Origin of the sequence: Ensifer sp. LBL, from assembly GCF_050435225.1 — a bacterium.
In the GTDB taxonomy this organism is placed as follows: Bacteria; Pseudomonadota; Alphaproteobacteria; order Rhizobiales; family Rhizobiaceae; genus Ensifer.
In genome coordinates this window covers 304,858-327,832 of sequence record NZ_JBNDJY010000005.1, presented here as the reverse complement: position 1 = coordinate 327,832, position 22,975 = coordinate 304,858, and the positions used below count along the sequence as shown (strand labels likewise).

22 protein-coding genes and 1 pseudogene are annotated in these 22,975 nt (G+C 62.4%); 5 read left to right on the top strand and 18 right to left on the bottom strand.

Features of this window, described 5'->3' with window-relative positions; all coding sequences use genetic code 11:
• Positions 1-129: 129 nt before the first annotated feature.
• Positions 130-939 (bottom strand): DUF1365 domain-containing protein, encoded by an 810-nt coding sequence (locus OKW20_RS21540; RefSeq protein ID WP_429175106.1) that lies wholly within the window; start codon positions 937-939, stop codon positions 130-132.
• Between the two features lie 43 nt (positions 940-982).
• The gene (locus OKW20_RS21535) at positions 983-1,360 is read right to left on the bottom strand and encodes a DUF2147 domain-containing protein (RefSeq protein ID WP_043621610.1); all 378 of its coding nucleotides are present in this window, start codon (positions 1,358-1,360) and stop codon (positions 983-985) included.
• 112 nt (positions 1,361-1,472) lie between these two features.
• Between OKW20_RS21535 and OKW20_RS21530 the strand changes: the two genes are divergently transcribed.
• On the top strand, positions 1,473-1,874 hold the full coding sequence (locus tag OKW20_RS21530; protein ID WP_429175102.1) for a DUF2177 family protein: 402 nt from the start codon (positions 1,473-1,475) through the stop codon (positions 1,872-1,874).
• Here OKW20_RS21530 and OKW20_RS21525 read toward each other — a convergent pair.
• Genes OKW20_RS21525 through OKW20_RS21505 form a run of 5 tightly spaced genes read right to left on the bottom strand, consistent with a single transcriptional unit; the run spans position 1,839 to position 5,702 of the window.
• On the bottom strand, positions 1,839-2,438 hold the full coding sequence (locus OKW20_RS21525; RefSeq protein ID WP_429175100.1) for a hypothetical protein: 600 nt from the start codon (positions 2,436-2,438) through the stop codon (positions 1,839-1,841). The two genes, OKW20_RS21530 and OKW20_RS21525, sit on opposite strands and share 36 nt — an antisense overlap.
• The gene (locus OKW20_RS21520) at positions 2,435-3,466 is read right to left on the bottom strand and encodes an SAM-dependent methyltransferase (protein ID WP_429175097.1); all 1,032 of its coding nucleotides are present in this window, start codon (positions 3,464-3,466) and stop codon (positions 2,435-2,437) included. Before OKW20_RS21520 ends, OKW20_RS21525 begins: the two co-directional genes overlap by 4 nt.
• Complete coding sequence (locus OKW20_RS21515) at positions 3,463-4,278, bottom strand: DUF1295 domain-containing protein (protein WP_429175094.1); 816 nt, start codon at positions 4,276-4,278, stop codon at positions 3,463-3,465. The genes OKW20_RS21520 and OKW20_RS21515 overlap by 4 nt, the downstream gene beginning before the upstream one ends.
• Before the next feature lie 3 nt (positions 4,279-4,281).
• Entirely contained in the window at positions 4,282-4,935 is a 654-nt protein-coding gene (locus OKW20_RS21510; RefSeq protein ID WP_429175092.1) for a ChrR family anti-sigma-E factor, read from the bottom strand.
• Entirely contained in the window at positions 4,932-5,702 is a 771-nt protein-coding gene (locus OKW20_RS21505; protein ID WP_429175089.1) for a sigma-70 family RNA polymerase sigma factor, read from the bottom strand. Before OKW20_RS21505 ends, OKW20_RS21510 begins: the two co-directional genes overlap by 4 nt.
• Here OKW20_RS21505 and OKW20_RS21500 point away from each other — a divergent pair.
• The gene (locus OKW20_RS21500) at positions 5,702-7,105 is read left to right on the top strand and encodes an NAD(P)/FAD-dependent oxidoreductase (RefSeq protein WP_429175085.1); all 1,404 of its coding nucleotides are present in this window, start codon (positions 5,702-5,704) and stop codon (positions 7,103-7,105) included. The genes OKW20_RS21505 and OKW20_RS21500 overlap by 1 nt on opposite strands.
• On the opposite strand, the gene OKW20_RS21495 is transcribed toward OKW20_RS21500, so the two are convergent.
• The 10 genes and pseudogenes from OKW20_RS21495 to OKW20_RS21450 all read right to left on the bottom strand — a co-directional run bounded on the left by OKW20_RS21495 (position 7,083) and on the right by OKW20_RS21450 (position 18,069).
• Positions 7,083-8,048: a magnesium and cobalt transport protein CorA gene (locus OKW20_RS21495; protein WP_043621623.1), complete on the bottom strand. Its 966-nt coding sequence runs from the start codon at positions 8,046-8,048 to the stop codon at positions 7,083-7,085. The two genes, OKW20_RS21500 and OKW20_RS21495, sit on opposite strands and share 23 nt — an antisense overlap.
• Before the next feature lie 257 nt (positions 8,049-8,305).
• Positions 8,306-8,518 (bottom strand): LysR family transcriptional regulator, encoded by a 213-nt coding sequence (locus OKW20_RS21490; protein ID WP_429175797.1) that lies wholly within the window; start codon positions 8,516-8,518, stop codon positions 8,306-8,308.
• Between the two features lie 70 nt (positions 8,519-8,588).
• On the bottom strand, positions 8,589-9,836 hold the full coding sequence (locus OKW20_RS21485; RefSeq protein ID WP_429175083.1) for a low temperature requirement protein A: 1,248 nt from the start codon (positions 9,834-9,836) through the stop codon (positions 8,589-8,591).
• A gap of 232 nt (positions 9,837-10,068) precedes the next feature.
• Complete coding sequence (locus OKW20_RS21480) at positions 10,069-11,136, bottom strand: ABC transporter ATP-binding protein (RefSeq protein WP_429175081.1); 1,068 nt, start codon at positions 11,134-11,136, stop codon at positions 10,069-10,071.
• Positions 11,137-11,153: 17 nt separating this feature from the next.
• Complete coding sequence (locus OKW20_RS21475) at positions 11,154-11,975, bottom strand: carbohydrate ABC transporter permease (protein WP_429175078.1); 822 nt, start codon at positions 11,973-11,975, stop codon at positions 11,154-11,156.
• On the bottom strand, positions 11,972-12,859 hold the full coding sequence (locus tag OKW20_RS21470; RefSeq protein WP_052201988.1) for a carbohydrate ABC transporter permease: 888 nt from the start codon (positions 12,857-12,859) through the stop codon (positions 11,972-11,974). The genes OKW20_RS21475 and OKW20_RS21470 overlap by 4 nt, the downstream gene beginning before the upstream one ends.
• Before the next feature lie 180 nt (positions 12,860-13,039).
• A complete protein-coding gene (locus OKW20_RS21465) occupies positions 13,040-14,374 on the bottom strand; it encodes an extracellular solute-binding protein (protein WP_429175074.1) in 1,335 nt (444 codons plus the stop codon).
• Positions 14,371-15,863: pseudogene (locus tag OKW20_RS21460) on the bottom strand (putative N-acetylmannosamine-6-phosphate 2-epimerase). Before OKW20_RS21460 ends, OKW20_RS21465 begins: the two are co-directional and overlap by 4 nt.
• 138 nt (positions 15,864-16,001) lie before the next feature.
• On the bottom strand, positions 16,002-16,748 hold the full coding sequence (locus OKW20_RS21455; RefSeq protein WP_043621635.1) for a GntR family transcriptional regulator: 747 nt from the start codon (positions 16,746-16,748) through the stop codon (positions 16,002-16,004).
• Between the two features lie 310 nt (positions 16,749-17,058).
• Entirely contained in the window at positions 17,059-18,069 is a 1,011-nt protein-coding gene (locus tag OKW20_RS21450) for a LacI family DNA-binding transcriptional regulator (RefSeq protein WP_429175071.1), read from the bottom strand.
• 136 nt (positions 18,070-18,205) lie between these two features.
• Here OKW20_RS21450 and OKW20_RS21445 point away from each other — a divergent pair, with 136 nt between their 5' ends.
• From OKW20_RS21445 to OKW20_RS21435, 3 genes are read left to right on the top strand one after another with little or no spacing between them, the layout of a single operon-like run.
• Complete coding sequence (locus tag OKW20_RS21445; RefSeq protein ID WP_429175068.1) at positions 18,206-19,573, top strand: uracil-xanthine permease family protein; 1,368 nt, start codon at positions 18,206-18,208, stop codon at positions 19,571-19,573.
• Positions 19,570-20,970, top strand: a complete 1,401-nt coding sequence (locus tag OKW20_RS21440) for an amidohydrolase family protein (protein ID WP_429175064.1) — start codon at positions 19,570-19,572, stop codon at positions 20,968-20,970. The genes OKW20_RS21445 and OKW20_RS21440 overlap by 4 nt, the downstream gene beginning before the upstream one ends.
• The gene (locus OKW20_RS21435) at positions 20,967-21,674 is read left to right on the top strand and encodes a sulfite exporter TauE/SafE family protein (protein WP_043621646.1); all 708 of its coding nucleotides are present in this window, start codon (positions 20,967-20,969) and stop codon (positions 21,672-21,674) included. The genes OKW20_RS21440 and OKW20_RS21435 overlap by 4 nt, the downstream gene beginning before the upstream one ends.
• Positions 21,675-21,715: 41 nt before the next feature.
• Here OKW20_RS21435 and OKW20_RS21430 read toward each other — a convergent pair whose 3' ends face one another.
• Positions 21,716-22,960 (bottom strand): DUF2325 domain-containing protein, encoded by a 1,245-nt coding sequence (locus OKW20_RS21430; RefSeq protein ID WP_429175061.1) that lies wholly within the window; start codon positions 22,958-22,960, stop codon positions 21,716-21,718.
• Positions 22,961-22,975: the final 15 nt, after the last annotated feature.

The window sequence follows — 22,975 nt, the reverse complement described above, 5'->3', positions numbered from 1 at the left end:
CTCACCCAAGCGCGTCGGAGGGGCTGGCCCGGCGGCGCCATTGCGCTGGTGGTGAGCGGAGGTTTCTTCGATCCGTTGCAAGCCGTTGCGGATTGAAAACGATGTCGCCAGCCTCCGGTCTGCGCCACTTCATGGGCTCCCGGTCTGATCACCAAAGCTCGCGGATGCTGGCGGCGGTGGACTGCGACGGAAACGGGCACCCTTCAGCCACAGCTTGAGCGCTTCCCAATGGATACCGGCAATGACCTTCAGCGTCATGAAGGGAAAGCGTACGAGAGCGCGAACGAGATTGGCGTCGGAGACGCAAGCCGCGTTGCCATTGAACGTTGCGGCCAGAACAGGCGTGTTTCCCGCGGTCTCGTGGATGCGCAGCCGCACGGTTTTTCCCGGAGGCAATACCCGGAAATGGTAGCGCAGGCCCATGTCCATGAAGGGTGAAACATGGAAGATCTTCGTGCGGCTCTGGCGAATGCCGGCCGCGCTCTCTTCGCCGGGCAACACCGGGGCGACATAGCTGTGCCGTTCGCCGAAGGTGTTGCGCACAGCATAGACGATGGCAATCAGCTTTCCTTGCGCGTCATAGGCGAAATAGGTGGAAAGCGGATTGAACGCGTAGCCAAACATCCGCGGGAACGCGAGGAGCAAGATGCGCTCTGCCGGCGTTGCAATCCCCGCCTTGGCCAACAGGCGATCGGCGAACGCCCGCACGGTTTCTCTCTCCTGCTCGACGTGATCCCGCGTGTGAAAGGACAGGACGCCGGGCCGGTCGACGGAGAGCAGGGTCGTCATGCGGCCGAGCTCTTCCAGTCGATCGATGTCGACGAGCAGGGAGAAGACGGAATAGCTGAAGCGGTGGCCGAAGGGGCTCAGCCGCTGATGCATGACCTTTCCGCAGTAGAGGGTTCCTGCCGCTTCGGAAGGCGGCCCGTTTTCCGTCATGCAAGAAATCCTCTGATGGGTCATTTGAGCCTGCCTGCGGCGGTCACTGTGCGGGCGCCCAATGCACGTCCCGGCAAAGGATGCCGCCGAGAATGCATCCGCGCGTCACCAGTGATTTGTCCAAGACGACCACGGTTATCGAGTAGGTCCTGTTGCGTTTGGGATCGTAGGCCGTTCCGGCGAGCGTATCGGCCGTTTTCTGCGTGAGCGACATCACGAGACGATCACCGGCCTCCTCGCCTTTGCTCGTATCGCCTATCCAAAGGTTGGTGGCGCAGATGTTCGTGCCGCATGGCGCGATGCGTACGCGGGCATTGCCGTCGTCGCGCATCCAGACACCGCTTGGATCGGCCGGTTGCTGGGCGGCCGCAGATGCGGCGAGTGTCGAGAAGGCAAGGGCTGTCAGAAGAGGGATTTTCATCGCGTATCCTCCATCTCTTTCATACGCGACAGAGAGGCGAATGGTTCACTCTGAGGTGATCCGAAAAGGCGGAGAAGGCGTAAAAGCCGAAAGATCCCACCGGAGTTTCGGCATGAAGACCGCAGTGATCGCCTATTTTGCCGTCGGCATCGCGTTCCTTGTCGTTGATGCCATTTGGCTGACGACCATGGCCGACACGCTTTACCGACCTTTGCTGGGCGACAGGCTCGAACCGGCGTTCAAGCTCGCGCCTGCCATTCTTTTCTATCTCATCTATGTGGCGGGTATCGTCTTCTTCGCGGTCCTGCCGGCGCTTCAGGGCGGCGGAATGGGAAAGGCGGCCCTCAACGGTGCAGTGCTCGGGATTGTCGCCTATTCCACTTACGATCTGACGAACCAGGCGACCCTGCGCGATTGGCCGCTGGCGGTAACGCTCGCTGACATTCCCTGGGGCGCCTTCGTGACGGCGGTCGGCGCGTCAACCGGATTTCTGGTCGCCAACCGCTTCGGCTGATCGTTCGGCCTCGGCGAGGCGGTTCGAAAAAACAAGCGCGACAAACCCCGTCAGCATCGCAGCACTGATCGCGTTCAGCCGTGCAAGCGCCGCATATTCTTGTGCCGTATAGTCGATCATCGGCGCTCCATAGACCTCGTGGAGGAACAGGAACGCTACAAGAGCCAACCCCGCCAAGGTAAAGGCGACGGCGCGCTCGGAGGGGCGAAACAGGAGAAGCGCGATAACCGAGCAAGGAATCAGGAAGATTTCCACGGCCGAGGCTACGCCAAACAGCCAGGCGCTGAGAACTGTATTTGCGATGCCCGTAAGTGGCAGCAAGACCCGCCCCGCGACACCGCTGCGACGTGAGAGCGCCGGTACCGCGAGAAAGAACGGCGTGGAGAAAAAAGTGAACCAGACCGGCGTGATATCCTGCCTCACCGCCCACAGGACGTAGAGCGGATAGAACGGCTGGTTGGACGCGACGAGCAGCGCGATGGTGTTTGCGCAAGCGACGCGCGGATCCGGATGATCGGCATAGCGCCGCGCTGTTGCAACAACGTTTCTGAGGACCGCGGTCATCTCCGTTCAGCCGGACGGAGCAGATAGTGACTGACGCCCCACTCCATCCCGTCTGCATGGCCGAACAGTCCCGCCGTAGCCAGGAAGAACAACCGCCAGCGCCGCAGCCAAAGCGATGCGTCGCGACCGTAGGTCGTCTCAAAGATCGCCCGGACCTCTTCACGCTTGCTATCCATGTTTCGCAACCAATCGAGCGCGGTGCGGGCATAGTGCTTGCCGTTCCAGCGCCATTCCCTTTCGACGGTGAAACTCTCGCCGAATTCCCGCATCAGACCATGGCTCGGCATGACGCCGCCGGTGAAGAAATGCTGGGCGATCCAGTCCTCCTTGTCGGTATGGTCGAAGCGGTAGGCGCAATTCCGATGGGAGAAAACATGCACAAACAGCTTCCCATCCGGCTTCATCCAGGCGCGTGCCCGTGCCAAAAGGTCCTTCCAGTTCGACATGTGCTCGAACATTTCGACCGAGACGATCCGGTCGAAATGCTGGGCCGACGCAAGGGTACCCACATCGGCGGTGACGACTGCGAGGTTTTCAAGCCCGCGGCGCCGGATTTCCGCCTCGATATGAAGGCGTTGCGACACGGAGTTCGACACTGAGAGGATGCGCGACAACGGATAGCGCTCGGCCATGAAGAGAGACAGAGAGCCCCAACCGCATCCAAGCTCCAGCACGTCCTGCCCGTCGGCGAGTTCGGCATGGAGGCACGTCTGCTCCAGTGCCGCTATCTCGGCGTCGGCAAGCTTGGTGTTTGGCGTGTCGTAGAGGCAGCAGGAGTATTTCTTGCGGGCTCCGAGGGTAAGCGCGAAGAATTCGGGCGGTAGTTCGTAGTGCTGCGCATTGGCTGTCGCCGTATGGACGGCGATCGGCCATCCCGCCATGGCCGCTGCGAAATCCGGGTCGGTCGAAAACCTGTCTTGCAATCGGCGACGGGTTCGACTGACAAGGCGTTCGATGCCGAAGCGAAGGGCGCGGTCGGGGAGCGGCAGTCGTTCGGCGGCGGCAATGGCGGCGACGGCAAGTTTCAACGCGATACCTCCTTGGTTTGCGGCCCCGGCCAAAACGCGTTGACGCGCTCTACATAGGCGGCAAAGGCCGGGCCGCGTGTGCGCCACATATGCGCTTCCAGCGGCGGAATGCCGGAAACGTGGACAAGCAGCCAGTACATGAAGACAGGCCCGGCAAGCGCCGCCCAGCCCAAGGGCCACCCACCCACGGGGCCGATGGCGATCACCGCGTAACCGGTCCAGCCAAGCCACTGGAAGAAATAGTTCGGATGGCGCGAGAAGCCCCACAAGCCGACATCGCAAACCTGATCCTTGTGTGCGGGATCGCTGCGGAACCGCGCCAGTTGCGCGTCCGCAATCCCCTCGCCAACGATCGCGACCGATAGGATGAGGAAGCCGCCGACGTCGGTCCACTGTAGACCTGGGGCCGGGTTGCGGGCCGCGAGAAAAATCGTGCCGGCGAGCAGCAAGGCGGCGCCCGCCTGGATCTCAAGGAAGACGAGCAGGCGAAAGCGCCAGCGTGCGCCCCATTCCTCCCGCAGCTTCGCGTATCGCGGGTCCTCACCACCGCCAAGCGTGCGGCGGGCGATGTGCAAACCAAGCCTTGACGACGAGACGCCGGCGGCGACCGCAACGGCAAGCCGCCTTGCAAACTCACCCTCCCAGCCGGAAAGCGGCGTCAATGCCGCGACAAGTCCGGCCGCTCCGAGGAGAAAGGACCAGGTCGCATCGACCCAGCCGGATTTGGAGCCGGCCAGCACGGACAGCCATGCAAGCATCATCGCAAGGGAAAGGGCGGCAGCGAGCAGGAGGAAGAAGGCTGCCGGTGCCATGGCTCAGATCCCGAAGATTGGCTGCAGCATCCGTCCGATCATCCCCTTGAAGCGCATCTTTCCTTCCATGGCGGCAAGACAAACGCATTCATCGTCCTGGTCGACGATCGGTTGGTGCTCCACGTCCTCGTCCATTTCGGCAAGATCGCCGGGTCGAAAGGTTCCGAACCGGTCTGTGTAGGAGCCCGAGACGATGAATGTGAACTCGGTACCGACATGCCCGTGATCGGGCAGGGCCCGGCCGGGCCCAACCTTCAGGAGAATGAGATTGGCGTCGGGATCGTGCGGCACTTCGACCCGGCTCATCTTCATGCCCGGGCCGATCCAGCGCCAGCGTCCGATATCGCAACCGCGCAGTGCCTCCGGAAGCACAACGCCGTCGATCTCAAGCGGGGCGAGGGGACGCGTTGCGGGCGCATCGACCACTTCCTCCGCTTCGATGAGCGCAAGGACGTCGCTCAGTGCGGTCGCCGAAAGAGAGGTCGGAGGCGTATCTTCGAGGAGTGCGCCACCCAATGCCTGATATTCACCGACGCGCGCACGACAGGCGGTGCATTGCGCCAGATGGGCTTCAACAACGATTGCCGGTCCCGCAGCGAGTGTGCCGGCTGCAAAGCGCATCAGGGTCTCGTCCGTTGCGTGGTGATTGGCGGTCATGTCTGGTCTTCCAAAAGCGTGCGGAGGCGGTTGATCGCCAGGCGTGTTCGCGATTTCACGGTGCCGAGCGGAATGCCCAGTTCCGCGGCTATGTCGCTCTGTGATTTCTCGCTGAAATAGGAAAGGCGGATTATCGTCTGCTGCTCGGCCGAGAGTTCCGCGAGCGCGCGACGGACCCGCTCATCGCGCTCGGCGCCAAGGACGTGTTCTTCGACGGAAGCAGGCATCTCCTCCGGATCGGGTGGCAGCTTTGACGGATCGCGCTGGCGGCGCAGATGATCGATGCGAATGTTGCGGGCGATCGTAAAGATCCATGTCGCAACGCCGGCGCGCGCGGGGTCGAAGTAGGAGGACTTGCGCCAGACGTTCAGCATCGTCTCCTGCACGAGATCCTCTGCCAGACCCGATGAAACGGTCAGCCGTAGGAAGTATGTCTTCAATCGCGGTCCAAAGTGCTGAAAGACCAGCGCAAAGGCCTGGCGGTCCCGGTCGCGCGAGACGGCCTTGATAAGGTCGATCAGCTCTTCGGGGGTCGGCGCCTGCCGGTTTTCAATGAGGCTCACGATGGCATACCGCTTTGGCGGCGTGCCATTTCCAGCCTTTTCGTCGATGTCGGTCGAGCTACCATACATGCGCCTTTTTACGCGGCGGTTGCTTCTGCGGATCACCGGCTCGGAATTATTGAACGACGGTGATCCGGACGGGCTGCGCACTCGTAGAATTACAGAAACTACGAGACAAATCGACAGCGGCAGGAAGGTTCCCAATGCGCCATATTTCGCGGTCCGACCGGCCCCTCAAAGTCGCCGTGGTGGGCACGGGTATCGCTGGTCTTTCCGCTGCCTGGCTGCTGTCTCAGCGTCATGAGGTGACGGTGTTTGAGGCAGACGATCGCATCGGCGGACACTGCCACACGGTGGACGCGGATGGCGCGGCGGTCGATACCGGCTTTATCGTCTATAACGAACTGACCTATCCGAACCTGACGGCACTGTTTCGCCACCTTGAAGTGCCGACGAAGGCCTCGGACATGTCCTTTGCCGTCTCTATGGATGACGGCCTTCTCGAATACTCGGGAACCAGCCTCGCCGGTCTTTTCGCGCAGCGCAGCAATCTTGCAAGTCCGCGCTTCTGGTCGATGCTGCGCGATCTGGTGCGTTTCTACAGGGAGGCGCCGGAGGGCGTGCGGGACCTCGATCCCTCGGCGAGCCTCGACGACTACCTCAATGGGGCGGGGTTTGGGACAGCCTTCCGCGAGGATCATCTCTATCCGATGGCAGCCGCGATCTGGTCGACGCCAGCGCTCGAGATCGGCAACTATCCCGCGGTTTCCTTCGTCCGGTTTTGTGAAAACCACGGTCTCCTGAAGTTCTTTCGCCGCCCCGTCTGGCGGACCGTTGATGGTGGCAGCCGCGCCTATGTCGAACGGCTTACCGCTTCCTTTCGCGATCTCATCCGTTTGAAAGCGCCCGTGACGGCGATCCGACGGCTGAACGGCGCGGTAGAGATAACGGTGCCAGGCGCGGAACCGGAATGGTACGACCACGTCGTGATCGGCGCCCATGCCGACCATGCGCTCGGGCTTCTGGTCGACCGTTCAAAACGAGAGGCCGAGACCTTAGGTGCCTTTTCCTATGGGGTGAACGAAACAATTCTTCATAGCGACGAGAGCCTGATGCCGCAGCGAAATCGTGTCTGGGCGAGCTGGAACTACCTGGCGCGCTCGGGTCGCGAGGGCGGCGAGCGGCGCAAGCCCTGCGTGACCTACTGGATGAACAGGCTTCAAGGCATTGAGAGCCGGCGCCCGCTCTTCGTGACGCTCAGCCCGCTGCATCCGCCGGAAGAGCACAAGGTGTTCTGGCGCGGCTTCTATCAGCATCCGCTCTTTAACGCGGCCACCCTTGCGGCACAGAAGCAGCTTTGGTCGCTGCAAGGGCAGTCCAATACCTGGTTCTGCGGCTCGTATTTCGGTTCAGGTTTCCACGAGGATGCCATCCAGGCAGGGCTCGCTGTGGGCGAAGCCCTCGGCGTCGTCCAACGACCTTGGACGGCGTCCGGACATTCGGACCGAATTTTCCGGAGTGCGCAACCTGTCTTCGACGTGACGTTGGCGGGGCATGCGGCGGAGTGCCAAGGCGGCGCGGCTCCTACAGCCAGCCCGACCTCTTGAACCGCCAGTAGAGGATTGAGCAAAGCGTCGCAATGACACCGAGGACGGCAAAGTAGCCATAGCGGGTCGCAAGTTCCGGCATGTGCTCGAAATTCATCCCATAGATGCCGGCAATGGCGGTCGGCACGGCAAGGATTGCCGCCCAGGCTGCAAGCTGCCGTGTGATGGTGCCTTGGCGCTGCTGCTCCAGGAGATTGGAGGCTTCGAACACGGATGTCATGATCTCGCGAAGGCCGCCGACCAGGCCTTCCACACGTCTCACATGGTCAAGAACATCTTTGAAGAAGGGCTTGGCATTGTCGTCGATGCAGGGCAGCTCGAAATGGGTGAGCTTCCCCGCCACCTCTCCCATCGGCCCGAGCACCCGCTGAAAGCGGATGACGTGGCGGCGCATGCGGAAGATGCGCCTGATCTGTTCGGGCTGCAGGAAGGACACAAGGACGTGTTTCTCGAGTTCCAGAACCTTGTCCTCGAGCGTCTCGACGACCGGCAAATAGCCGTCAACGACAAAGTCGATAATGCCGTGCAGGACGTAGTCCGGGCCGTGCTCAAGGAACTTCGGTGACTGTTCCAGCTGTTGGCGCAACTCCTTATGAGAGCGGGCAGACCCATGGCGAACAGAAATCAGGTGGTGTTTGCCCACGAAAATGCAGGTTTCGCCATAGGTGATTTTGTCACCTTCAAGGTGGGCGGTTTTGACGATGACGAACAACTGATCGCCGTAGATGTCCACCTTCGGCACCTGATTGCCGCTGAGGGCGTCTTCGACCGCGAGCGGATGAAGAGCGAACATGGCCTGAAGATCGGCCATCTCCTCCTTTGTCGGCTCAGTCAACCCGATCCAGGCGAAGTCGCCACCTGATGCTTCGAATGGCTTGGCGGCAAGCGGGATTTCTTCGGCGCGCTTGCCCGAACGATACATGTAGGAGGCGACGACTGGCATGTCAGTGTTCCGGAGTTGCTTTAGGCCTGTGCGGCGGATCTGTCGTGATCTGAGCGCGGCGAGATCGGTGAGGGGCTATCTGTATCCAACCGGGTCATGGTTTGCGCAAGGGGCATAGTCGGGATGATTCCAGATTTAGACGCGCTTCTTCTGCCGCTCGACCGCTCGGTGTCTGACCATGCTCGACGACTGGGCCAGCGCCTGACGGCCAGCGGCGGCGTCATTGGGCAGGACGGTCGGTCAGGCAGGCCGCCTCTTCATTTGTTCCCGCTTTGGGATGGGGCGAGCGGAACCGGCGATCGAGGTTGAAGTCGGCCATGGCAGCTGCACTCTTCGAAGACCTTCTGCCCGGGCGCTGTCAGTTCAAACTTGCGGCTGCCTCGTAGCGCCAACTGGCACCCCAGTTGCTCTTCCAGCCTTTGGAGTGCCTCGCTGACCGTGGTGGAAACGCGGCCTTGTGTCGTGTCGATCGGCCGGCGCGTTCAGCATTAAGAAACCGCGCGCATGTCTCGGAGGTTGCCCCCTCAGTTTGCGTCCGGGCTACGCTGTCGAAGCCGAGGCACCGCGCAATGCCAGATACTCCCAGATGGCAACGACAAAGAGGATGGTCGTCGCCAGAAACTGCAGGTGATAATTGGCGGCAACCGCAAAAAGCATGCCCGCGGCGGCGAGGCCGGCGAGCCCGACAACGTGTGAAATCGGGAACTGGCGCGCCGCGGCCAGCTTTATCCAGATGTTGCCGGCCAAAAATAGCGCCGGACCGCCGAGCACTGCCAAGGCAGTTTTCATCGTGCTTTCTTCTTCGGCGTGAGACAGGCTGAAGTCCTCGCCGACCGCCGTCAGAATGACGCCGGAGACGATTGGCAAGTGGCCATACGTAAACAGATTGAGGGACAGTGCCTCCGGTTTCGACGTCGCTTCCGCCTTGTCGGCGGCTTTCTCCTGCCCGTGGTGGAAGTAGATCCACCACATGAAGCCGGTGCTTAGGAACGCGCTGCAGAAGACGGCAAAGGTCATGTCGTCCGTCATGTGCTCTGCGGCGTTGCGCCCGGTCGTCAGGATTGTTTCGCCCAGGCAAATAATCACAAACAGGGCGCAGCGTTCCGCCATGTGCTTGCCGGAAACGTCCAGCGTCTCGGGTGCCGATCTCCCAAGGCCTGGAAGATAGTACCTTAGGGCCGGAGCCAGGTATTCGACGAGGAGAGCGACACTCCACAACGCAATTCGCGCCGTCGTCTCCATTTGCGAGCCCACCAGCCAGAACAGGCTCGCAAGGACCAGCCACAAGGTAATGCGCAGGAAGGTCCGGAAGGATGCGGCGTCGACACGACGATAGGCCAGGAGCATGAACACGGACCGCCCTATCTGCATGCAGCAGTAGATCATCGCAAAGGCAAAACCATGGTCTGCAAACGCGCCCGGCAAGGCGATTGCCAGAAGAATGCCGCCGAACATCAAGAGAAAGAGCATCAGCCGCACCGGATCCTGCTCGGTGTCGAGCAGATTTGTGACCCACGTCGTGTGGATCCAGACCCACCAGATCGCCAGGATGAGAAGAGCAGCCTCGGCAAGGGCAGTCGGGCCAAAATCAGTGGCGAGCGTCTTTGCGAGCTGGACAAGGGCGAAGACAAAAACGAGATCGAAGAAGAGTTCGGGAAAGCTTGCTCTCGTCTGGTCGGCGTCGGCCTTCCTGATCCAGTGATGCCCTCTTCCCGCCCGCTTGGCCGCTGCCGGCTCTGTTTTCCCGGCCGGAGCGGATGCCGCTCGAGGTCTCGCCGTTACAGACATCTTTGTTCCTCCGCCAAGAGATGGAGAACAAGTAGAGCGCGCTGGAGTTCCAGCAATGTCCCCAACGATGAAGGACGGCCCCTCCTTTATCCGAGGAGGGGGACTGCTTGATGAACCTTAATCGCCAAGGGTCATGGGCCCTTCATCCTTGCGGATGCTGCAGCGCCAGCGGCCAAGGGCAGGACAGGACGGCTTGCGGACTTCCTCTGCTCAAAGACCAGAGGCGGACGCTCTAGCGCCAGGCACCAATCGCCGCGCCTGCGCTATCGAACAGCGACGACCGGTTCTCATCGATCCGGATCCCGACGGCTTCGCCGACCTGGAAAGGCGTGTCGGCCGGTGCACTGACGTTGATCAGGCCGAGCCGGCCGGCGCGAACGAAGACGCTCAAATTGCCGCCGAGATATTCGCTCGCCTCGACGACGCCGCGGCAGTGACCGCTCTCCGGCGCAACCAGCGCCAGGTGCTCGGGTCGCGCGCCCAATTGCTCGGGTTCAGACTTCCCCGACATGGGAAGCGTCAGATTGCCTTCGCCGCTCAGGTCGAGACGATCGCCCCGGTCGCGCCGGCAGGGCAGGAGGTTCATCTTCGGGCTCCCGATGAACTGCGCCACGAAAAGGTTCGCCGGTTTTTCGTAGAGGTCTCTCGGGCGACCCTGCTGCATGATCCGCCCGTCCTTCATCACCACGATCCTGTCGGCGAGCGTCATCGCCTCCACCTGGTCGTGGGTCACATAGATCATGGTGGCGCCGAGGGTGCGATGCAGCTTGGCGATCTCAAGCCGCATATCGACGCGCAGCGCCGCATCAAGGTTTGAAAGCGGCTCGTCGAAGAGGAAGCCGACCGGCTCGCGCACGATCGCCCGGCCGATGGCGACGCGCTGGCGCTGACCGCCCGAGAGCTCCCTGGGGTAGCGGTCGAGCAGGGGCGTGAGCTTGAGCGTTTCTGCCGCGGCCTCGATCTTGGCCTTGGCGGTTGCCGCCGGCACCTTGGCAAGCCGCAGTCCGAAGCCCATGTTCTGCCGCACGGTCATATGCGGATAGAGCGCATAGGACTGGAAAACCATGGCAAGCTGGCGATCGACCGGCGAAGCGGACGTCACGTCGCGGCCATCGATCAGGATCTGGCCCGCGGTCGTCGCCTCGAGGCCTGCGATCATGCGCAGCAGCGTGGATTTACCGCAGCCGGAGGGCCCGACGATGACGACGAATTCCCCGTCGGCGATCTCGAGGTCGAGCTCCCGGATGATCTCCACCGCGCCGTAGCGCTTGCCGGCTTTCTTGAGCGAAATCGTACCCATGCGTGTCTCCTGGACTATCAACCCTTGACCGCGCCGGCGGTCATCGATCCGCTGATCTGGCGGTACATGACAAGGCCGAGCAGCATTGGTGGAAGAGCGCCGACGATCATCACGGCCGAGGCGACACCCCATTGCACGCCACCGCCGCTTGCGGCGAAAAAGAAGGATGCGCCGACCGTGACCGGAACAGCCTTGGAGGTCGTCAGCATCAGGCCGAAGAGGAACTCGTTCCAGGCGGTGATGAAGCCGAAGATCAGGCTGGTGACGATCGCCGGCCGGCAGAGCGGCGTCACGACCTTGATGAGGATCTGCGTGCGGTTCGCACCATCCATGAGGGCAGCCTCGTCGAGTTCTGAAGGCAGGTCCCGGATGGCATTGACGAGAATGACGAGTGCGAGCGGCAGATTGACGATCGTCAGGATCAGCCCGAGCCCCAGGCGCGTATCGAGCAGCCCCAGCCACTGGAACATCATGTAGAGCGGGATCGCAAAGATGATCAGCGGTACGGCGCGCAGATTGACGATGAAGGGCAGAAGCGTGCGTTCGCCGATCCTGCCGCGGGCGATCGCGTAGGCCGCCGGAAGCGCCAGCGCCACGGCAAGCACCGTGCCCATCAGCGCCACCGCGAGGCTGTTGAACAGATAGAGGAAGATGTTCAGCCGGTCGGAGACCTCAAAGACGGTGCGGTAGTTCTCGAATGTCGGGGCCTGTACCCAGAGCCCGGGATTGCCGGAGAGCTCGCGCGCGCTCTTGAACGAGGTGGAAAGCGTCACCAGCACCGGGAAATTCAAGGCGATGGCGGCGACGGCGAAAACGAACCAACGGAGCGCAGAGATCATCGCTTGGCGCCTTTCCGCCGGCTGGCGAGAGCGTTGAGGCCGTAGAGCACGGCGAATGAGGCGACGAACAGGACGACAGAGGCGGCAACCGCCTTGCCGATGGCGCCCTGCTTGAAGAAAGCTTCGTAGATGTAGATCGACAATGATGCCGTCGATCCGCCCGGACCGCTGCCGGTCAGCACATAGACATTGTCGAAGACCCGGAAGCCGTCGATGAAGCGAATGAGCAGGGCGGCGGCGATCGTCGGCCCCATCATCGGCAGTTCGATGAACCACAGGCGCTGCAGGCCTCGTGCCCCATCCATGGCGGATGCTTCGGCAATCTCGGAGGGGATCGCCTGATAGGCCATGTAGAAAAGCAGCAGCGTGAACGGTGTCCACTGCAGCGTCTCGACGACGACCAGGGTCCAGAAGGCCGAGCCAGGCCCAAGGAACGAGATGCTGGCGCCGAAATAGGTCCAGAGATAGTAGGGCACCGGGCCGACGAACTCGTGCAGGACAAGGCGGTACATGAGGCCGACCAGCGCCGGCGCGACCATCAGCGGCAACATCAGGATCGCCATCAGCCAGCTCCGCTTTTCGATCAGCGGCGACAAGAATATCGCCAGAAACAGGCCGAAAAGACATTCGAGAATGGCGGTCAGCAAGCCGAAGCGCAGCGAGAACCAGCTCGCCTGCCAGAAGGCCGCATCGTTCCAGACCGAGAGGAAATTCTTGAAGCCCGTAAATGCGGGTTCACGCAGCGTTTCGAAAGAAACCTCGGAGACCGAATAGATCAGATTGACGAGGGCCGGGAAGCCCAGAAACACGAGCAGGAAGAGGACGAGCGGCGTGGCGAGCAGCCGGAATTCAGGGGCATTGGATTGCGGTCTGGCTATCGTCATGGCACCGATCTGTGTCTGTTGTCGGACGGGCAAGGGGACGCAAGGTGTTTCCTCGGTCCTCTTTTTCGCGCCTGTTGCGGGAGCTCTTGCCAGCCCACATCCTTGAGAGCGGAGGAGCTTGCCCAGTACCGGCTTGTCGTGGAGGGCTGCGGCGTCCTGGCGGACACCGCAGCCTGTCACTTACTTCAGCAGGTCTGCCATGCCCTTTTCGGTATTGGCGAGCGCGTCGTCGATCGACTGCTGGCCGGACCAGTAGCCGGTGAACTCCTTGGCCTGCAGCTCGTAGACCGAAAGCGCCTTGGCCGACGTAGCGCCGTTCATGACGTAACCGTACTTGCCGGCGAATTCGCCCAGCTTGACGAGATCAGGCCGGGATTCAGCAACTTCTGCAACCACCTCAGGTGTCAGGGCCGGCGCGCCGTTGTTCTTGGCGTAGGTCAGTGCGGCTTCCTTGGAAGACAGCCACTTCAGGAACTTGGCCGCCCCCTCCTTGTTTTCGGCATTCTTGTTGAGGCCGAAACCGAGGCCGTGGATGTGGGTGAAGCGCCCTTCGGGACCTGCAGGGGGCGCAACCGTTTCGGTCACGTCGGCAACGGCAGGCGATTTTTCCTTGCTCGTCAGGTCGCCGGCGGCCGCATTCCATTGCAGCATAGCGGCCACCTGGCCGGAGGCAAAGGCGGCATTCGCTTCGGCAAACTCGTAGGACAGCGAGTCCTTCGGGGTCGCGCCATTGTCGTAGAGCAGCTTGTAGATCTCGAGGCCCTTGCGATAGGCATCGGAGTTGACGGTGATCTTGCCGCTGTCGTCCATCCAGTTGGCACCATAGGCGCGCGGTACCGACTGCCAGACCATGATGTTGAACAGCAGGTTCTTGAGCTGCAGCACCGTGCCGTAGCGGGTCGGGCTGTCCGGGTTGACGGCCTGGGTGAAATAGAGCGCGGTGGCGGCGTAATCGTCCCAGGTCCATTCGTCCGGGGTCTTCGGCACCAGCTTCTTGCCAAGGTACTTCTCGGAGATCTCGGCATATTTCGCCTTGCCGGCGTCATCCTTCAGCAGGGCCTCGATCAGATCCTTGCGGAAATACATGAAATGGAGCGAGAGATCGGTCGGCACGCCATATTGCTTGCCCTGGTACTGCATGGTCGACAGAACGGAATCGCCATAGACAGCCTTCGCTTCGCTCGAGAGCTCAACCGGCTCCATGAACGGCGCATAGCGGCCGATCGAATAGGTGGCAAGCAGATTGAGATCGAAGGCTTTCGAACCGGCGGCGAGGTCGGCCTGCAGCTTGTCCCAGAAGCCGTCGCGGTTGAAGAACAGAAGTTCGACCTTGTCGTTTTCGGCGACATCGGACTTGGCGTTGTATGCATCGGCAGCGGCACGCAGCGCTGTCTCTTCCGGGCCGCCCGGCCAGCCGAGAACGGTCACTTCCGCAAGGGCTGGCGTTGCCGCCAGCAGCCCGGCAATCCCCGCGGCGGCAAGCAGTGCATGTCTTTTCGTGGTCGCAAATGTCATCTTTGGTTCTCCCTCAAGTTTTGTTGACGCTCTGCAAGATCAGCGATGCCGATCACCCCTGCATTCTCCCCAAGGGCGGCGGCGTATAGCGATGGTCGAAGGCGTGCTGGCACTGGTTCCAGTGCGCGGTCGACGGCGGCGAGATAGCCTTCGGCCAGACCGATGCTGCCGCCGATGACGATGCGCTTCGGGTCCAGCGAAAGCTGGATGTTGCGGCAGAGCAAAGCGGTTCGCTCTGCGGATGTTGCTATGATGCGCCTCGCGAAGTCGTGTCCGTCGCGAGCGGCGGAAAAGACGTCGCGGGCGGTTGCGCCCGATTGGTGGGGGGCTGCCTGCCTGGCGATCCAGTGGCCGGAAATGTGGTCTTCAAGCGCGTCATCTGGCCATTCGGCGCTGCGCGACTGGCCGAAGTGTCCGGCAAGCCCTCCGAGCAGGCGCCCGTTCAGGACGACGCCCCCGCCGATGCCGGTCGAGATCGTCAGGAAAACCATGTCTTCGTGGTTGCCTGCGCCGAAGGTGTATTCGCCCCAGGCGGCCGCGTGGGCGTCGTTTGCAGCCAGCACCGGCACACCTGCGAGCCGCTCGATCGTTTCCGTCAGAGCAAAGCCGTCGGGGATGTCGAGGGTCTTGCGATTGAGCGCCGACCATTGGCCGTTATCGACAATACCGGTAACCGCGGCGCCGACCGAGCCATAGGCACCGCGCCAGGACGCGATTGCCCCGAAGAGGGCGGTTAGCCATTGCGCCGGGTCGCCTTCGCGGGGCGTCGGCATCCGGTGCGTGTCGACGATTTCTGTTCCCCGGACAAGGGCAGCGAGCATCTTCGTGCCGCCGACATCGATCGAAAGAACGGTCCGGGGCTTGCTCATGGTCGAGCCTCGCTTCCGACAAGCGTTTCGTCGAGCGCCTGCCGGAACCACGCCGTCACGTGCTCGGGACGCGTGATCGCGGAGCCGACGACGACGGTGAAGGCGCCTGCCTGAAGCGCCTGAGCGGCCTGTTCGGGCGTGCGCACACAGCCTTCGGCAACCACGTGAGGGGTCAGCCTGCGCATGGCGGCGATGAGGGCGAAGTCCGGTTCCGTCGGTTCGACCGGTCCCGTGTACCCGGCAAGTGTGGAACCGACGATATGCGCGCCTTCGACAAGCGCGCGCTGGGCGTCGGCAATGACCGAGCAATCGGCCATGGCGATCTTGCCGGCGGTGTGGATGCGCTCGACGAGCGTCTTGGTCGCAACCGGCCGCTCACGGGACGTGGCATCATAGGCGATGATATCGGCGCCGGCTGCCGCCAGAGCGTCGACGTCCTCGATGAAGGGGGTGATACGGACCGGTGACGTGTCCAGGTCGCGCTTGACGAGGCCAATAATCGGGCGATCGGTCGCCTGCCGCACGGCGCGAACATAGTCCGCGGACTCGATGCGAAGGGCGGTTGCGCCGCCGTCGAGCGCGGCCAACGCGAAACCGACAACCATGGCGGCATTGTCCATGACGCCGCCCTTGACCGGTTGGCAGGAAACGATCAGGCCGTGCTTGAGGCTATGGATGTCGAAGGTCACGCAGGCTCTCCCAATGGAGGCCTAACGGTAGCAGTGTAAGACCAGATTGCAACAGGAATTATACTGGTATTATCTCATCAATTCGATGACGAAGTCGTAGACGTCGCCCCGATACTTGGTCTGGGTGAACTCGACGATCTGCCCGTCGGCCAGGAAACAGCGCCGCTCCATGACGAGCAGGCTCGTACCTTCGGGCGTTTCGAGCAGGCGCCGCTCCTCCTCGCTGGCGGGCTTGGCCTGCATGCGCTGCAGTGCCCGGACGGGTAGCGCGCCGTGGGTGGCGAGGTACTCGTACAGGGATGCGCCGATTGCACCGGGATCCGGCACGAAGCGGGCAGGAAGCGATGCCGTTTCGATCGCGATCGGGGTGTCGTTGGCGGTTCTCAGGCGTCGGAGGCGCACGATTTTTTCGCCCGCCGGAATCCCGAGCGCCATCATTTCGGCCGGTGACGGGCGACTGATTTCGCGGGAGATCCAGGTGCAGCCGGGTTCGAGCCCGCGCGAGCGCATGTCTTCGGAAAAGCTCGTCATCGTCGCCAGCGACTTCTCGACGCGTGAGGAAACCACGGTCTTTGCGCCTTGACGGCGGTCGAGCAGGCCATCGGCAACCAGGCCCTCGATCGCCTTGCGCACCGTTACGCGCGAGATCGAAAGGCCCTCGCTCAAGTCCCGCTCGCTGGGGATGACGGCGCCACGGCGGAGTGTCGATGCGTTTATGGCCTGCTTGATCGCCTCTTCAAGACGGCGATAGAGCGGCTCGCTGCTGTCGCCTGACATTTGGTTGGCAAGAAACGCGAGCGCTGTCTGATCGTTCATGGGAGATCACCTTTCCGGATGACCCCTTATGCAAAATTTTTCCTAGGTTTTAAACTGGTATTGTTCCGATTGGTCTCAATGACCCATGTCGGAACCAAATGAGCCGACGATCCGTCGTGGCGAACTGTGTCCGACACGAGTGAGGCTTCGGGTAGTTGTCGATGTCCTCAGGGATGGTAGCGGGCGGACCCCGGCAAGATCGGTTCGCGGTGCCGGTGGCCGTACCTCATAATGGTCGCGTCGCGGAGTGAAGCAGTATGCGGGCATCCGCGCGCATGTCGGGCCACAGCGCTCTTGGCTTGAGCCTTGCTCAGAGGGTATCACGCGAAACCAGCGAAGAGGGGCGCAGGATCAGCCCTGGTGGCGGCAGGTCCGCTGGTTCGATGTTCACCTGCTCCAATCGCGCCAGGAGCAGGTCGACTGCGGCGGCGGCCACCTCGCCAAGGTGCAGATCAACTGCTGTCAGTGGAGGGGTGGCGAGCTTGGCCCGCATGCCATCGTAGCGGGTCGCGATCCGTAGATCGCGTGGGATCTGGCGCCCGGTGGCGTGGGCCGCATTGACAACGCCTGTCGCAAAGGCGTCGATCGGCACGCAAAGAGCCGAGATGGAGGGATTGGCACGCAGCAAGCTTTCAGCGGCGATGGTTGCCGCCTGTTCGCCCCCCTGTTCGTCGATGCGAATGGCGAGTGGCAGAAAGCCGCTTTCGGCCATGCGCTGCGCGTAGACAGCCTCCATCTCGATATAGGAATTGCGCCTTTGTTCACCCGTGATCAAACCGATCTGGCCGTCGCCCGCAAACAGGTGATCGAGCAGCAGATGCGCGGTGGCCGTGCTCTGCAAATCCACGAACGGAAGATCGTGACGGCCGGGCGCGCGTCCGATGCACACGACCTCGGTCCCGCGGGAGGAAAAGAAATCCAGCACCGGGTCGTCCCGTTCCGGCTCGACGACGATGGCCCCGTCTACCTCAAGCGCGTCGAGGCGGTCGCGAGGCCCGAGCGGAGGGACGAGGCAAAGGGAAATGCCCCTGGCAAAAGCCGTTACCGCGGCGGCGGCGGCAATTTCCATAAGGAAACCCAGCCTCGACGGGCCGGCGGCCACCGCAAAGGGCATCGATGAAACCAGCGCAATCGATCCGGCTCTGCCGGTGCGCAAACGCTGTGCACGGTGATTGGGACGATAGCCCATCTCTTGCGCCAGCGTCTCGATGCGTTTGCGCGTTTCCGGCTCGACGTAACGCCGGCCGCTGAATGCGTGCGAAACAGTTGTGACCGACACTCCGGCCGCCTTGGCAAGGTCGGCGATAGTAGGTTTGCCCATCAGTCCTCCGATCAACCTCTCCTATCACGCCGATCGTACCGAAGCAAAACGATTTGCAAAGCTGCGATTGTGTGTTAGTGGATGCGCATGCAAAACGATTTGCATAACGGCTTGAGGAGGCCGGGAGGAGGAAAACATGCAGAGTGAATTGAATGGAGTGGTCGAACCGGTCGATGAGGGGCTGCCGCTGCGCAGCCTGTTCCTGTTCGGTCTTCAACACGTGCTGGTGATGGCCGCGTCTCCCATCACCGCCGTCTTTCTTGTCAGCAAGGCCCTTGGGTTTTCGGACGCGGTGACGGTCTCGCTCATCAGCGCCACGTTTTTCGTCTGTGGCCTCGGCTCGATGCTGCAGAGCTTCGGGCCAAAGGGGTTTGGCGCACGCCTGCCCTTCGTGATGGTGCCGGGCGGCGCGCCGATTGCGATCTTTCTGGCGATCGCCCAGCAGACGGATGTTCAGACCGCCGTGGGCTCCGTCATCGTAACGGCTCTCTTTTACTTTCTGGCATTGCCGGTCTTCCGCAGGTTGCTGCGTTATTTTCCGCCGATCGTCGTTGGAACGATGCTGTTGCTGGTCTCGGTCAATCTCGTGCGCATCTATGGCGTGACCATCACCGGAAAGCCTGGTAGCGAAGGTTTCGCAGCACCCGTCGAGGTCGGACTGGCGCTGATCACGATCATCCTGACGGTCGCTGCGGCGCGGGTCTTTTCCGGAACGCTCCAGCGGCTCGCCGTCATGCTCGGGCTGGTCGGGGGTGCGCTCGTCGCGCTCGTCATCGGCCACATGGATCTGTCCGGCGTGTTTGACGGGCCGGTCATCGCCGTTCCGCAATTATTCCCCTTCGGCATGCCGAAGTTCGACCTCGTCGCAGCCATCCCGCTGATCGTGTTCTCGATCATTTCCATGGCGGAGGCGACCGGTCAGACGATCGCGACGGCTGAAATCGTCGGCCGCCGGGGAGATGCCCATGCAATCGTGCCTGCGACCATCCGCGGCGATGCACTGATGTCGCTTGTCGGTGGCCTGTTCGGCACATCGCTGATCATCACCAGCGGCGAGAACGTCGGGATCGTGCGCGCGACCGGCGTCAGGTCCCGTTATGTGACGGCAATGGCGGGCGCCATCCTTGTTCTCATCGCTCTCTTCGCGCCGATCGGCCGGATGGCCACGGCATTGCCTGAAGCCGTCGTCGGCGGCACGGCCGTCATCGTCTTTTCGATTATCGGCGTCATCGGGATCGACCTCCTGCGTCGTGTCGATCTGCGTGTGCATGGCTCCATGTTCACGCTCGCTTCTGCCCTGTCGATGGGGCTCCTGCCGATCCTTGTGCCCGGTGTCTACAGTCAGTTCCCGCAATGGACGCAGATGATCCTCGGCAACGGACTTGCCGCAGGCACGATCACCGCCGTCGTCGTCAACGCCATTTTTTCGCATTGGGGCCAAGCGGGACGATCCGCGATCGCGACGGCGCCTCTACAATCCACCACTCAAGGAGCAAGCGAGTGAGCGCAATCCGCCAACAACTGTCGACATCAGGCGACCTCGTGCTGCGCCCCGGGCAAGTTCTTCTGCCCGAAGGCCCGCGAAGCGGAAAAGCCATTGTCGTGCGCGACGGTATCTTCCACCGGATCGACACGGTGGAAGCAATCGCCCAGGACTTTCCCGAAATTGTCCCGATCGACCTGCCCGACCATCTGCTGATGCCTGGCTTCATCGATGCCCATACGCACCTGACCCAGTCGCTCGGCAAGGCCCTCGTCTTTGGAGAACCGTCGGAAATCTTCCGGCGGGTCTGGGTGCCGCTGGAAGGCAGCCTCAATGAGCGCATGGTCTATCTCTCGGCAAAGCTTGCCGCATGGGAAGCGTTGCGCGGCGGATTTACCACCGCCGTTGACGCCGGTACCCGCTCAAAGGGCCATGTCGGCGCGCTGGTGCGGGCTGCAGGGGAGGTGGGGCTTCGAAGCGTCGTCGGCTTTATCTGCAACGATCTTTCCGGAAGTGCTGAGATCGCCGAACCCGCCGCCATCCTGCGTCTGGCCGAAGAGCACGTGTCCGCCTACAGACGAAACCCTCTGATCCACCCCTCGCTGGCGATTTCTATCCCGGAGGCCGCCACGGACGGAATGCTTAGAGCGGTTTCCGAAATGGCAGCCGCGTCCGGGGCGGTGTTCCAGACCCATGTCAACGAACACCTCGTTGCCGTTGAACGCTCGTTGGCAGCAAGAGGACGGCGACCGATCGAGCACCTGGCGCATCTGGGTGTTCTTGGGCCCCAGGTCCTGCTGGCACACTCGACGCTCGTCACGCCGCATGAACTCAATCTCTTGGGCGAGACTGGCACCGCCGTCGCTTACAATCCTGTTGCCACCTTATGGAAGGGGAATGCCGTCGCACCAGCCCTGCAGATGGCAGCGCTCGGCATCAGGTTCGGGCTTGGAACGGACGGAACGCGCGCCGACGCGTTCCGTCTGATGGATGCGGCCGAAGGCCTTCAGCGCGCGGGCTTCGGACTTGCAACCGGGGATTCTTCCTGCGGCGGCGGCTGGCTCTGGCTCGATCGGGCAACGTCCGGCGCCGCAGACGCTGCGGGCCTTTCCGGTGTGACCGGATCGATCACCGAGGGGCTTGCGGCCGATTTCCTGCTCGTCGATCTCGACCGGCCTGAATTTACGCCCTCACACGATCTGACGTGGGAGCTTGTCCGCTACGGCAATCGCGATCAGATCGACGCGGTGTTTACCAACGGCCAGCTTCGGCTGTGGCAAGGCTGGCCGATCGACTGGGATGCCCGGGCGCTTCTCGAAGAGGTGCGCGGCGAGACGGCAACCGCCATTGCCGAGGCGCCGATCCAGCGCATTCACCCGCTGTCGGAAGCGCACCGTCGTCTTGGGCAATACCAATGAGTTTTGGTCTTCTTGCCGTTCTCTCCGCCGTGACGTTCGTCTCGGCCTTCATTCAAGGGTCGATCGGCATCGGCTTTGCCCTGATCGTCGCGCCGATCGTCGGGATGCTGAAGCCCGATCTGCTGCCGGTGACCCTGCTTTTGCTGATGCTGCCGCTCAATCTGCACGTGGCGGCGCGAGAGCGTGCCCATGTCGACTGGTCGGGTGCGACCTGGATCACGATCGGTCGCTTCGCGGGAACCTTCGGTGGCCTGTGGTTGCTGGCAGCGCTTTCGATCGAACAACTGGATCTTGCCGTCGGTGTGTTTACGGTGGTTGCAGCCGTTGCCGCTCTCGTCGCCCCGCCGTTCACGCCGAACAGGCCGAGCGCACTCGGGGTGGGATTGTTCACCGGCGTCACCGAAACCGCCACGGGCATCGGTGGCCCGCCGCTTGCGCTGCTCTACCAGCACGCCAAGGCGCCGGTCCTAAGGGCAACGGTCGCCCTTTGCTTCTTCGTCGGCGAGGTCATGTCCCTCGCCGTGCTGGCCATATCCGGACGCGTTGGGTCAGAGCAACTGCTCGTCGCCCTTTATCTGACGCCGGCGGTACTGCTCGGAAGTGCGGTTTCAAGACACGTCCATGGCCGCATCGGCGGCCGCGGCCTGCGCATCGCCGTCCTCGGCTTTGCCATCGTCAGTGGGGTGTTCCTGATCGTCCGGTGAACGGGGCCCTCGCGACCGCAGGCATGGACAGATCACCGGAGCTATGGACGTCCATAGGCTCCGCCGGCTCCGCTGATGGCGGTGAGGAAGCTGGCAAGCCCGGCGGAGCGAAGCGGCAGATACTGTTTTTGCTGCTCGCGGCAAAGGCGTTTGACCAGGCCCACTGCGGCGTGACTGATGTGATCGACCGGAAAGAGGATCGTCGCTGCCTGCCCGACGAGGGCAGGCAGGAGCGTCGTGCTGTCTTCCATGCCTCCATCGTGGAGGAGAAGGTCGATGCCGCGTATTCTTGCGTAGGCGCGAAGGTGATCAAACAGATTGCGGCGGCCGCCGACATAGAGCACGGGGCCGGTAAGCTGCGCGGGCGGCGTGTTGCTGTCGTCCCTGATTTGCGCTGTTATTGCCGCCTCGAGGGCTTCGTTCTCGCGTAGGACCGCATAACGCAGGTCCTGCATTTGCTCCAGTTCCCGCTGCAGAGCAGCGGATTTCTCCTCGGATGCGGCAAGGCGCTCGGCGAAGGCCTCGCTGCGGATGTCGTCCGTTTCCTTGGCCTCAGACAGACCCCTCGCGCTTCTTGCAATGCGCGCCGAGGGGGCGAAAGCCGCGGCGATCGCTTCGGCGTGGATAGCTCTCTCTTCCAATTGCCGCAGGCGCTGTTGCAAGGCGATACGCTCATTGGCCGCCGCCTTCAGACGTGTCTCCTGCCGGGCGGTTCTTTCGCGTTCCTGTTCGAGTTCCTTTTCCAACTGGGTCAGTCGTGCGATGTCGAGACGACTTGCGCTGCCGACCAGGTGCGACAGCATATGCACTTCCCCGAAGATCTCGCGCATCAATTCGGGCGATGTTCCCGGATGGCTCATCAGCGCCCAGTACGGGCCAGCGATGTCGCCGCGCTCGAAGGAACTGCGCCAGATGTTGCGGAGTTCGTCTTGATCGGCCTGCCGGGGAATGCGCTTGATGCTGCTCTCGTGGCGTTTGTCGAGCGCCTTGTTGAGCAACTTTGCCGCCTGATCCCGCTGACCAGCAAGCCACACGCCCCGGCCGTGCAAGGTATGGTCGGTCGCGGCGCGCGCATCATCCTGGCCGGCTCTGATCAGAACCTGGCGCAATTCTCCTGACGTCAAGCAGGTGCCGATGATCGAGCAATGAAAGGTCGAGGCAATGTCCCAGGTCCGCAAGCGATGGGCACTGATCCTGGGCGTGTGACCATCCGGACGTGCAGCGAAGGACAAGGCCGCAGCAGGCAGAGGGACACCGTGGGATTTGAGACGGGGCAAGGTGGGCATGGGCGTTCCGGAGCT